8 protein-coding genes are annotated in these 13,279 nt (G+C 45.0%); all 8 read right to left on the reverse strand.

Translation table 11 applies throughout. From position 1 onward, the window contains the following. Positions 1-4 precede the first annotated feature (4 nt). A complete protein-coding gene (locus SIO70_RS25465) occupies positions 5-3,094 on the reverse strand; it encodes a SusC/RagA family TonB-linked outer membrane protein (protein ID WP_414017879.1) in 3,090 nt (1,029 codons plus the stop codon). Then, positions 3,085-4,101 carry a DUF4961 domain-containing protein gene (locus SIO70_RS25470; protein WP_320575531.1) on the reverse strand — a complete coding sequence of 339 codons (1,017 nt, stop codon included), beginning with the start codon at positions 4,099-4,101 and terminating at the stop codon, positions 3,085-3,087. The genes SIO70_RS25465 and SIO70_RS25470 overlap by 10 nt, the downstream gene beginning before the upstream one ends. Before the next feature lie 7 nt (positions 4,102-4,108). Continuing rightward, the gene (locus SIO70_RS25475; RefSeq protein ID WP_320575533.1) at positions 4,109-4,531 is read right to left on the reverse strand and encodes a DUF5004 domain-containing protein; all 423 of its coding nucleotides are present in this window, start codon (positions 4,529-4,531) and stop codon (positions 4,109-4,111) included. A gap of 19 nt (positions 4,532-4,550) precedes the next feature. Beyond that, a complete protein-coding gene (locus SIO70_RS25480) occupies positions 4,551-6,332 on the reverse strand; it encodes a RagB/SusD family nutrient uptake outer membrane protein (protein WP_320575535.1) in 1,782 nt (593 codons plus the stop codon). A 198-nt stretch (positions 6,333-6,530) separates the two neighbouring features. Then, on the reverse strand, positions 6,531-7,343 hold the full coding sequence (locus SIO70_RS25485; protein ID WP_320575537.1) for an alpha/beta hydrolase family protein: 813 nt from the start codon (positions 7,341-7,343) through the stop codon (positions 6,531-6,533). Between the two features lie 8 nt (positions 7,344-7,351). Then, on the reverse strand, positions 7,352-8,740 hold the full coding sequence (locus SIO70_RS25490) for an SGNH/GDSL hydrolase family protein (protein WP_320575539.1): 1,389 nt from the start codon (positions 8,738-8,740) through the stop codon (positions 7,352-7,354). Between the two features lie 11 nt (positions 8,741-8,751). After that, positions 8,752-10,995, reverse strand: coding sequence for a GH92 family glycosyl hydrolase (locus SIO70_RS25495; RefSeq protein WP_320575541.1), 2,244 nt, complete (start codon positions 10,993-10,995; stop codon positions 8,752-8,754). Then, the gene (locus SIO70_RS25500; protein ID WP_320575542.1) at positions 10,992-13,187 is read right to left on the reverse strand and encodes a glycoside hydrolase family 38 C-terminal domain-containing protein; all 2,196 of its coding nucleotides are present in this window, start codon (positions 13,185-13,187) and stop codon (positions 10,992-10,994) included. Before SIO70_RS25500 ends, SIO70_RS25495 begins: the two co-directional genes overlap by 4 nt. Positions 13,188-13,279: the final 92 nt, after the last annotated feature.

The following is a 13,279-nucleotide window of genomic DNA, read 5'->3' on the forward strand; positions in this document are numbered from 1 at the left end:
TCTTTTATAACTTAATACTAACACCTGTGCTTACGACCCTTTGAATGGGATAGCTATATGGTTGTACCTCCGGGTCCATGCCCTTAAAGCCAGCGATGGTAAATAGGTTTTCGCCATCCACGAATATTTTCAGACCGGATATGTGGATCCTCTTTAACAGGCTGTATGGCAGTGAATATCCGATCTCCGCGTTTTTCAGTCTTACATAGTTGCCATTCTTCAGGTAGAAAGTAGAGAAAAGGGTATTGTTGTTCGTAGCGGATACAGCCAGTCTTGACAAGGTCGCTTCGCCTGCAGTTTCCGGTGTCCAGCGACCCGTCGCATTTTCATATACCTGACCGTTGGTCGTGTTATAGTCCATACCAAAGTGGTCTACGGCATTATTCAATGCACTGATCTGCCTGTTGCCTACACCCTGGATGACGAAACTAAAGTTGAATCCTTTGTAGTTACCACCCAGTGTAACCCCGAAGAATGCCAGTGGTTTGGTACCTCCGATGGTAGACTGGTCAAAGGCATCGATCACACCATCTCCATTCAGGTCTTTGTATTTAATATCGCCGGGTTGCGGAGTGTAGCCAGCTATGTGAGCACTACTGGCGGCATCTTCTGCATTCTGGTAAAGTCCAAGGGATGTATAACCATAGAAAGTGCCTGATACCGGTAATCCTGTTCTTCTGTTCCAGGCATGAGGAGTAGCCAGTTCATCGTTGTAGATGATTTTGGAATAAGCAAGATTTCCGTTTGTAGTCACGAAGTAGTTGAAGTTGCCCAGATGGTTGTTGTAAGTCAGTGACAACTCAATACCATGGTACTGGTTCTTACCAATGTTCTCCAAAGGATAACCGGTACCCAGCAAGGCAATAGAATTACCACGATATCCCAGTATATCTGAATATACATCATGGTAGTAATCGGCCGTGAGTTGTAAATGATTCCGGAAGAAAGAGATGTCTGTACCTACATCGAACTTGTTCGCTTTTTCCCAGGTGATATAAGGATTGGCCAGCGAACCTTCGTACTGATAATAAACAGTGGTGTAGCCGGTACCTACCTGGTAGTTCTTACCATTGTTATTGGAATTGTAGGTTTGAGAATATGCGTAATATAAAGAAGCGTTCAGATCAATATTTGCATTGCCTGTTCTGGCATAAGTAGCTCTCCATTTCCAACCACTGATCCAGGGAAGGTTTTCTTTGATGAAATCCTCATTGCCTATCTCCCATCCCAAACCGGCACCGTAGAAGAGGCCCCATCGTTTGCCTTCAGGGTACCGGTTATTGCCACTACCTATCAGGGTTGCATTTACAAAGTATTTCTTATTGTAGTCATACCCTACCCTACCTCCTGCATTGGTGGTAGTTGATGCCAGGTCATAGTTCGCTACGACGGACTTGCGGTCGTACATCAGCTGTGCATCAACATTGCTCTTTTCGAAGCTCCTGTTATAGTTCAGGCTTCCCTGTGCATATGACTGACGGGAAGTAAATACAGTTCGGAATGCATTGCTTTGTGAAGTAGTGGTACCATAAATCACATAGGCACTATCTATATAACCATAAGATGGATTCTGTAAACTTCTGTCCAGTGCGGTGATTGACTGGTATGCCAGGTTACCTTTAATTTTGAATGTCAACCCTTTCAGCACACTGTTCAGGTTGTAGTTCAGGTCTAAATTTGCGAGAATGTCATTGGTATTGTTTTGTGTATAGCCTGAATATTGTGCTCTTGACAACAGGTTATTGCTGTAAGGACCACCATTACCACCGATGTTGTTACCACCAAAGGAGCCATTGCGGTTGTAAATAGGATACGCATTATTAGGCGTTGAAAACAGTGCATTCAACAAGCCATTGTAATCATTACCTGGTTCGCGGGTGTTCTGCACACGACCGAATAACTGAAGGTCCACATTCAGGTTCTGGTTCACCTGCACACCGATGTCGGAGTTGATGACATAACGCTTCAGGCTATTGTTCGTACTATACGATACATCCGGACTGGTTTTGAAGATCCCTTCCTGGTCAAAATAACTGAGGGATACAGAATAGCGGGCCACATTTGTACCACCATTCACATTCAGTTTGTAGTTGGAGATAGGTGTATAATCTTTCAGGAGGGTCTTGAACCAGTTGATATCAGGATGACCATAAGGGTCTGTATGATTTTTATACGCAGCAAAATCTTCAGCACTGTACAGGGCAGGTTTTCCATCATTCATCAGAGTTTCATTCAGCAGGTAAGCATATTGGTAGGCAGGTAATGGTTTGGGTAAACCTAATGACTGCTGCATGCCTGTTTGTACCGTGAATGTGATATGCGGGCGGCCCATTTCCCCTCTCCTCGTCGTCACCAACATAACCGGGCGGGAACTGTTATTACCTAATAATAAGGTAGACAACCCATCTTTCAGCATAGAGATCGATTCAATAGATTCCGGATCGATAGAAGAAATTTCTCTTTGTACCCCATCAATCACGGTCACGGGTGTTTGTCCTCTCACACTCAGGCTAATCTCAGAGTTATCTGTAGAGCGATTGTTATTAGAAGATGCATTTACCAGTGTTTGTCCGATGATGGCGGAAGAAGAAATTTCACTCACATTGAAAGAAGTGAAGCCACTGTTTTGTTTGGTATACACACCAGACAATTGGCCGGGAAATGCGTATACATATAAAGAAGCAGGTGTAGTGATCAATTGTTTTGTATAGATGGTAGACACGGCACCCAATACTTTGGAGCGGTCTACTCTTTCATACAGCATATCAACCTGGTTTGGAGATTTCAGGAATGCATCAGTGAGCTGTACCGTCATTTCAGCGGAGGCATTCAATTCACGGGTATAATAGTCCTTCCACAAAAACACTAACACAGTACCGGGAGGTGTATCCAGGTGAAACTCTCCGTTAGCATCTGTGAATATTTCCTTCTTTGCATCTTTTACCATGACCTTTACGCCGGCCATTGGTTCGCTGAATTCATTGACAACAGTGCCATTGATGCCGGACTTCTTTGCGTCCTGGGCAAAGATCTTTTGTTGCGTGAATGCAAACAGGCAGATCAGGCAAAATATGTAGCGCATAATCATCCACATTTAAATTTGTAAGTGAAAGGAGCAGTGGTGTTACCATATCCCACCTGTTTGGTGCCGGTCTTATCTGTGATGTAGTAAGTCATGTTAGTAACGGTCTGGCTATCGCTCACACCGAAGAATGACCGGGGCCAGAGGGTAATTTCATAGCGGCCGCTACCTACCCCTTTCATCAGTGTTCTGGAAGTCTGTTCACAGATTGTGATGGTTTGCCCATCACTGGTCGTACCTGTTGCACAGAGGTATACTTCGTCACTACCAGAAAGTTCCGTCTCAATTACATTGGAGTCGAATGTAATGGTAACGAGATCGTTGTCCAGCGACTTTGGTGGAGAGACAGTGGTGAGTTGTGGATTACAGAAGTCAACCAGGTCGCCGCTGCCACCAGTCACCGTAAAGCAATCGCCTATGTACTGGTTGTAATATTCTGCGGTGGGACCATAGCCTTCATCGAAGTAGGTATCGGAGGTAAAACCGTTGGTCGTATTTGCTACTACATAGGCCAGTTTTACAACCGTAGGATTATCATCTGCGCCTACTTTCAGGTTGATATAAATAGAGCCGGTGATCTTATCGCCATTTGCATAGGTAAATGGATTATCACTTTGCATAACGACCCATTCCATATCATCAATGAGGTTCCCGGCAATGCCGAAGGTAGCTCTCATATAATCAGGCCAGTTCTTGCCATCTCCGTGAGCAGCAAGGGTGGTGAGTGGAACCATGGTAAAGGAGCCATCGCCCTTGCTGCTCTTGTAGGTCGCCGTCATGTTCTGCGTACCTTTCCAGCCTTTGGGCATCAGTACGCCGAGAATGAGGCGATCACTACCACCGGAGTTGCAGGATTCATCAATGTCCAGTTGGATGGGAACAACATCACCTACCTTGGCGGACGCAGGGATGGTAACTTTAGAGATCTTTATATGACAGAAGCTGAACACGATGCCGATAAGGAGTAATGCGGACAGCATCCAGATCTTACGTCCTCTAATATTTAAACGTGGAAGCATAAAATTATCAGTTATCTTTTTCCAGTGTATAGATATATGCGTTCAGTTCACAGCCCGGCACGAAGGTGAGGTTCAGTTGCCGCACACCCGCCGTGGTGATGTAATTGAAGGGAGTAGCAACAGCAGATCCTCCTTGTGGAGTGAACGTGATCCTGAAAGGATATGCAGGATCATCCAGTGCATAGGTGCCATTTGCATTCACGAGGAAAGGCACCCTGTTTACGATGGTATAATTGCCAGCGGAATCAAATTTCACCCTGAACTGTGTGAAGTCAAAAGCGTTGGTGATGTCAGTTCCATTCCTTGTAGCCTTCAGGATCTTCCAGCTACCGGAAATATTTTTAGGTGCTTCGCCTACCGGGGAGATCTCTTCTATCTTGCAGGAAAAGAGCAGCAGGCAAAGGAGTGATGGAATTATATAGCGATTCATAACATGCAATGATTAAAGATTAGTACCCGGGATTTTGGACCAATTCAGAAGATTTACCAGTTTCAGATAAAGGGAATGGCCACAGGTACATGGCTGCGCGGAAGTTATGTTTGGTCACATTGAACGGTTTGTAACTCACAGTTCCGTTATTCCTGTCTACTTCCATCCCTGCAGATTGAATATTTTCCGTTTGCGGGGCAATCTTCCATCTTCTTACATCCCAGAAGCGATGTCCTTCATATGCCAGTTCTATACGTCTTTCATTTTGAATATAGGTTCTCATTTCAGACTGGGAAAGACCGGTTGGAAGCTGGTAAGGATCTAAGCCTGCACGCTCGCGAATCGCTTCTACAGCAGCGTATACATTGCCGGTAGGGCCTTCGTATTCATTGGCAGCTTCTGCATAGTTGAGCAGCATTTCTGCATAGCGCATCAATGGTTGTACCCTGTCGGAACCATGGTTGATGGTTGCTGCAATGGCTTCGGGATCCAACATCTTATTATTATAATAACCGGTGAGTGTACCTTGATGAACGGCATCCTGGCCAGTAGAAACACCATTATAGTTACCTACATAAATATTCACAGGTGCGGAACCGTTTGTCTGACCATTGCTGGTGCGTACGAGCAACACTGTCTGATCGTGGATGATGCTGTAATCCAGTCTCGGATCACGGTTCTTGTAAGGATCATTTGGATCATAGCCGGAAGATGGATCGGTAATGAGTTTGCCATTCTTCATAGGGAAAGCATCTACCAACCCCTGATAAGGGAAAGAACCGGTACCATTGCTACCCCTGGATGGTGGCAGGAACATATTCTCGAAGTCACTATTGCCGGTAGGGCGCATGAGCTGGAAAATGTATTCTGTGTTCACACGTTGGGGGAACAGGCCCTGGAAACCATATCCGGGAGAGCTGGTCTGGTAATCGTTCTTTGTATTCAGGGTATAGGTGCCTAAAGTAATCACTGCCTGAGCAGCTTCTTCTGCCAGTTTCCAACGGTTGTTATCAGTAGTTGGATAACCTACCAGTGAAGGATCAACACTTACACCACCACCGGGACCGGCATCGGCAGGTAAGGTGGTGCCATTAAATAAAGGGCTGGCAGCGTACAACAGTACCCTTGCCTTGAGAGCCAGACAAGCACCTTTGGAGGCACGACCATAGTTAAGGCCTGTTTGTGTAACAGGTAAAATATTGCCGGCTGCATCCAATTCAGAGAGGATGTAGTTAACACATTCTTCGTAGGTGCTTCTTTTTGCCACAATAGGCTTATCGTAGGACAGTAAAGTATCGCCTACCAAAGGTACACCCGCATAGTGCTGTACGAGAATGGCGTAAAACCAGGCTCGCAGGAAGTGGGCTTCTGCAATCATCTGTGTTTTATAAGCATGCCTTAAGGGGGCATTGTCTATATTCTTTAACAGCACATTGACAGCGCGGATTTGAGAATAGCAGGTTTTGTAAGGCTCTTCACCAATAATACCTGCGTTGACAGTGCCGGTGGCAAACTGGGTAGCAGGCGTGGAAAATGCGTGTGAAGGCTCAGCTTCATCACAGGCAGCTTCTAACCCCCCACATACGATGTAGTTGTAGGAAAAGCGGCTAAGGCTCGCACTCAGTCCTACGTTGGAATAAATGTTGGCAAGAAATCCTACGGTTCTGGAACTATCGCCAAATACACTTTGTTCATCCAGGTTCGTGGTAGTGGTTGCTGTCAGGAATCCTTCCTTTCGGCAGGAAGAGTAGATGAGAGCTGCTGCCATTAGTATAAAAACGGGAATACAGCGTTTTATCATAAATGGACGTGATTTATTTGTATCAGAATATTAACGTGGTATAGTTTATATGGTTCAACATCTTAAGTGGTTAAACCGATTTAGCATTATAAAAAACGTGAAATCTTTCTGTCCCCCCTGTTCTTAATCCTGTTCTGGTTGATTGTTTGTCAGAACACTAAAATACGATTGTTAAACCGGTTTAGCAAATTAAAAATGCTATTTTTCCCTTTGAAAATAATTATGAAAGAACAATGCCTGGTACTGGATGGAATTTGACCAATATTCCCATGTATGCCCACCAGGTCTCACCGTATAATCATGTGGAATATTTCTTTCCAACAGTTTCTCATGGAGCTTTTCATTACAATTATGAAAAAAATCTTCTGCACCACAATCGATGGTCAGGTCCAGTAAGTTGGGAATAAGCAGGTGCACCATATTAATCACACTGTTATTCTCCCACCGCTCCGGGTACTCGCTATATTTACCTAACAATTTTTCCAGGTCCCAGTTGAGTGGAAATGGACGGAGGTCCACTCCCCCACTCATACTTCCTGCCGCACCGAAAGTATTGGGGTGGCGAAAAGCGAGAAACAGTGCGCCATGTCCTCCCATACTCAGACCGGTTATAGCCCGGCCGGAACGAGTGGGAATAGTGGAATAGTGCTGGTCCATCCAGTTGACCAGCTCTGTTCCTACATAGGTTTCGTATTTGGAATCCTTCTTTACTTCACTGTCAAAGTACCAGCTGCCAAAGTCACCATCCGGACACACAATGATCATATGATACAGGTCTGTGAGCACGGCCAGGTCCGGATCCTTTTTAATCCAGTCGCCATAGTTGCCGCTATACCCATGCAATAGATACAATACAGGAAAATGGCGGCTGCTGTTATAATCAGCAGGTGTGATCACCACCGCCTTTATTTCCTTTTGCATAGACGAACTATAGGTTGTAATAGTATCTACTCTGGCCGCCAGCAGGCGAACCGGGCTCAGTACAAAAAGTAATGATAAGATGTATCTCATAATTCGGGTTATCTGGCTGCAACAATGGCAACTTTGTGCAACTGAGGTTTATTGATTTCATAAATTTTATTGATCAGCACATCCTGCTCCTGCTTCCACACATCACGTAATGCCTTGTAACGGGAGCGGGTATAGTTGTCACGGTTGCCGGCTACAAAGATGTTGCCTGCAGCAAAGACATTCACTGAATCCATCGCTGCATTGCTATCATTGAAGAGCAGGCCTTTCCCTTTCAGGAAGTCGTAGTTCATCCAGGCATACATTCTTGTTCTTCTTTCGATGTCCCAGCGTTCTTCATTCATTTCACGGATCTGAATGGCCTGCTGGTATTCAGGCGTACGGGTATTTTCTGCGAGATTGATACCGGCATTGAGTTCACCGGCATCGTAGGTACCCACATTTTCACCATCCATGAGCAGGTTGTATTTACCGGCTTTCAAACCGCTCACCTGTAGTATTTCCTGGTTGAATTCTTTATTGAAAGGCACGACTTTCAATGCATCAGATTGTTTGTGCAGTTGCCCCCAGCCTCGCGGAATAGTGTCCAATGGATAAGGAAGTGACTGCGCCAGGTAACCAAAGCTCACACCATCAGCAGTTGTAGCTACACCACTGATCTGGCAATTGGTTTGTTGCTTTACCTGTTTTGTGACTGCATCTACATGAATTACAGCGACAGGTTTGTTGTCCAGGCCCTGCGCTTTCAGGAACAGGTAAGCCATGACCATATGCCCGTCATTGTCAGGGTGAATGCGGTCACTGGGAGTCAGGCTAAAGGTAGAATCCTTTTGTTGCTCACGTTGATTGATCGCCATCATGGGATGGTAAAAGTCAACGAACGGCCAGTTGTTCTTTTTGGCTGCCTGTTGCTGGAAAGCAACTATTTCAGTAAGGGCTTCGGTTTTATTAGGAAATCGATTTTTATCATTGAACTTGGAGGTGTAGTCATATGGAGAACCACCGATGAAGATCTTTTTGATATCAGATCTTTTTTTCAGTTTATCTTCAATCCTGCCATAGTATTTGTAAGAGTTAGCCATGCGTTTTTGCATAGTATCCTTGCCATCGGCACGGTACCATTCGAAATAGCCAGAATCGTTCATGCCCCAGGTCAGGGTGAGCACGGTGGGTTTCTTCGATAATACGTCATCGTCAAAACGTTCGTAGATCTGCTGTGCCACATCGCCACCAATTCCGGCATTGACACAGGTAATGCGTCGCTCCGGGAAATGCGTCATGTAATACAACCAGATGTAGGAATGGTAATGCCCTCCATCTGTGATACTATTGCCAACGAAGACAACACGATCTCCTTTCTGGAAAGGTGCAGCTTGTTGTTGTGCTTTTGCCGTTATTGCGCCGGCTGCCATGAACAGAATCAGTAATTTCTTTCGCATGTGAAATTTAGTTATTTAGTGATACCCCATTGCTCATTGGGAGCTGGGCCCATTACAAGTTCCAGTACGCCGCCTTTTATAATTTCCTTGTAGTCGATATGACATTGATTGAAAGGCTTACCATTCAGACGGGCGCTCTGTATATAAATATTCTCTGGTGAATTGTGAGTGGCTTTGATGGTGAAGTTGCCGATGACAGCCTTGTCAAATACCGGGCTGGTGATCTCCTGACGGGTATCGCCGGGACACACCGGATGAATACCGATAGCGGCCAGTACATACCATGCAGACATTTGCCCTACATCTTCATTACCTACCAGGCCTTCTACCCCATCGTGGTAAGCACGGCGGCAGATAGCGCGGGTCCATTTCTGGGTAAGCCATGGTTTATTCAACCTGTTGAAGAGGAAAGGAACATGGTGCACCGGTTCGTTGGCATGGTTGTAATAGTCATTCCACATCATATTCTCAGGAGTTTTCTCAAAGAAGGCCCCGAGGTCCTTTACAACTTTGTCTCTGCCCCCCATCAGAGCAACCATGCCATCTACATCCTGGGGTACAAACCAGCCCTGTTGATAAGGGTTGGCTTCTATGGCACCATACCATTGTTTTAATCTGCCTTCTTCTGGCCAGGGTAACCATTTACCATCCTTATCTTTTGGTCTGAACCATCCTATTTCTTTGTCAAAGATGTTTTTGTAAGCACCACCATCAGCTGGGTATTTTTCACCTAACCAATTCGCCAGCTGACCTACACACCAATCAGTATAGGCGTATTCAAGTGTATACGAAATGCTGAGATCACCGGGGGTGTAGCCCAGTTGACTATTACCAAAACGTTGCTGAGAGTTTACAGATAACTGGTAGGCCTCTCTGACATTATATTTGCGAATACCTTTTGCATAGGCATCCGTGATCACAGATATGGCAGGATTACCCAGCATACAACCGGAATAAGCATTCAGTAGTTCCCAGCGTTCGAGATAGTCTTTGTTTTTCTCTTTTGCCAGGGTCACGAGTGAATTGATCAGGTCATTGATGAGAGACGGATGGATGATCGTTTGCAAAGGCATCTGGCTACGGAATACATCCCAACCGCTGAAAATAGAACGCTTGTGAAAGTTGTTGCCGGTGTGCACCTTGCCATCACCACCTGTATATTTACCATCTACATCTTCTACGATACGGGGATCGATCATGGTATGATAGAGGGATGTGTAGAATACTTTCTTTTCTTCGGTAGTGCCACCGGATACTTTAATTTTAGAAAGGGCTTTATCCCAGCTGGCATGTACACGATTTTTTACGCCATCAAAATTCCAGTTAGTGATTTCATGACGGAGGTTATTTTCAGCGCCAGCCATACTTACGAAAGAAATACCTGCTTTCATGAGGACCTGTTCACCTGCTTTGGTATCAAATTCCGTATAGAAACCAAGGTGTTTACCTTCTTTTTCTTTTATTTTCGGAAGGACCTGGGATTTGGATACCTGTTGCAGATAACGATCGCTCGTTACATCTTCCAGTTTCCGGGTCCAGCTATCGGGGATATCGGCGCTCCAAACACCATAATTGCGGAGTGGCTTGCTGAAGACAGCATAGAAATACACGGTATAATCCGCATGGCCTTCGCCATCGCCCCAGCCACCACCATCAGGAGTGCATTGCATCCAGCCGGTGATGGTGCTGTCGTTTAAGATCTTTATATATTGTTTTGTGGAAGTACCTCCTACCCTACGGGCCAGATCGATCTGAATACGGGATTGGTTACCAGCAGGGAAAGTAAAGCGAAGCATACCACTATGTGGGGCTGCGGTCATCTCTGCCTGAATCTGATTACTGAGTTGTACTGAATAAAACCCCGCAGCTGCCTTTTCAGTTGATTTGATATAATCATTACGGTAACCGTCTTTACTGGTCTTTAAAGGGCCCAAAGTGGGCATTACGAGGAAATTACCCAGGTCTCCGTTCCAACCGATCCCGCTCATCTGGGTAAAAGCAAAACCTTCGATGCTGGTATGCTCATAACTATAACCGGAACCGTTATCTCCACCTGTTATGGTATTGGGGCTAACCTGTACCATGCCATAAGGAGTGGTAGCACCGGGGAAGGTCTTTCCCAGGCCATGATAAATACCTGCCGCACCCACGCTGGTACTGGCCCCGATAAATGGATTGACATAATCAGCAGGCGATTGGGCCATGGTCCTGCCGGCAATTAAAGAAAATATAAGTACGTGCCTGAGTTGCATCATTGTGGATTTATTGAAAGTGTACGAATAGCAAAACGAGGTAAATCTACTATTACCTGCTTATTGTTCATAATTGCTTTCGTTTTCCCGTTTGCTTTTGTTCTCCCATTTAGTTCTACCAATGTGGCTCCTGCTATTTCCCTGCTGAAACTCAGCCGGGCCTGGCTCGTTTTAATAGAAGGATTATATAGCCTTACGATCAGGCGCCCATCTTTCCAGGACATAGAGGTGACCTGTACAGGACCGCCGTCCAGCGTAAATATTGAGTTGTTACTGATCATTGGCTCATTCCATTGCATATTTTCAGCAGGAATATTGCCCTGTTCCCAGTTGCCTTTGTGTAGCACAATGGCGTAATGCACTGTGGTAGGACCATCTATGGTATAGTTCCTGCCCCATAATCCCATTCCTGAATATTGAATATCCAGACCTAAAGGGAAATTACGGCCATGCGTATAGCTGGTAGTATGGTCTGTGAATAATGCCATACCACATTTACCATCAGTAATGTCTACCCAGTTCAGGATGATATTATTCTTAATGCTATCCCAGCTATTGAAGAAGGTATTGTCCAGCTGGCTTTCTGTTACATCGTATGGTGCATCTTTGGCTACATGCACGTTTTTTAAAGTAGATGGGAAAACGACCAGTAGTTTATTGCTGTCATTGTAGAAAGGCTTTTCCCGCTTCTCCCATTTGTATTCTCCTTTTACAGGTTGGCCGATTTTGGTGTTTTCTTTCCAGTCTAATCTTAAGGTGAAATCAATCTTTGGATCACCGGATGTTAGTGTGATGGTTTGAGTAAATGGGGTCCCAGCAATCAGGCCTTTCATTTGCAAACCGTCTGGTAATAAGGAGACCCTAACAGGAGACTCCATTGAAGAATGACGGCCTCCTTTTTCATAGAAGTTGCCACGTAATTCATTGAAGCCATTCACAGCAAATGATCTATTTATTTTTTTAGCAAACAATTCGGTGATCACTCCACCATGTACAGTATCAATGTTGATACGGTACATGTCATTCTCCAGCTGGTAACCATTTTTGATAAGGGTGATCTGTGCATAGTCTTGTCTGGCAAAGGCAACATCTATCAGGCTATCACATATATGGTGTGTCCGTGTTGTCCAGTTACATACCTTATCCGCCCAGGTATCGCCGGGTTGTCCATTATAAGGAACAATCCAGCAGTCATGATGTTCTGCCAGTAATAAGGTACGCCATGCCGTATCAAATGCGGCCTGTGGCCATTGCATTTTTCCTTCCCACACAGCCATCGCTAACAGTTTCTCCGTTTGCAGGATCTTATTTTCTGCCGCACGCACCTGTTGTGCAATCCTTTGTGTTACCTGTGATCCCCATACCAGATTGACGAGAATGTCTTCCTGTGATACATTCCATCTGGTAGCGCTGTCTGTATTGACTACATGCTCAAAGTAATTCCGCCAGGTGGTATAGTTTGCATTATTCCCAATAAAAGGGCCCCCTTTCCACCCGGCATCCTGCAGGGTCATACCAATAGGATGTACGATACCATCATTATGTGCACTTTGTAAATAACCCGCGCCATTGTTCCAGGCAATGGTCTGCCAGGTAGATTGATTGGAAAGCGCTTCTATGGCATACCGGGGAGACGTGAGAATCGCACTTCCATCAGGGCCAATCCAGTATACTTTTTCTCCGCCATGTGCACGGGTATAGCCACCGAAACAGGTATTCGGATTCTTTAAAGATGCATATTTAAACCCAAAGGAGGTAAGGATCTGTGGTAATGCACTGGTAAAGCAAGGTTCTTCGGATGAGTAGGTCGTAAATTCAGCATTGGGGAAATACTTTTTGAGGGATTGCATCCCATATTGAAACTGCCTGACAATGCTTTCTCCGGAAATATTGTATAAATATCCCTGTGCGTAAGTTGGATTAACATATTCAATCCGCCCTGCGTCGAAGAACTTTCTGAAGTCATTAAATGCCAGAGAATCAACCTGAATAGCGCGTGCCCACGTTTCCGGTTCAATTTCAATATTAATATTCCAATCAGGGTGAGCTGCCAGCTGATCGGCCATAAACCGGGTATTCCAGTCGGGATAATGCCCCCATACGCCACCATGGTACCCATCGATATACCAGGCCTCCTGTGCAGAAGCAGATCCACATATAATCCATGCTAGTAATAGGAATAAGGTCCTTTTCATAAACGTGAAATTCGCTAAACTGATTTAGCAAATAAAGAATAAAAGAAATTACCCTGCAATAACATTAACATATTATTTTTATTATACTACTT

The sequence above is a fragment of the Chitinophaga sancti genome (assembly GCF_034087045.1).
In the GTDB taxonomy this organism is placed as follows: domain Bacteria; phylum Bacteroidota; class Bacteroidia; order Chitinophagales; family Chitinophagaceae; genus Chitinophaga; species Chitinophaga sancti_B.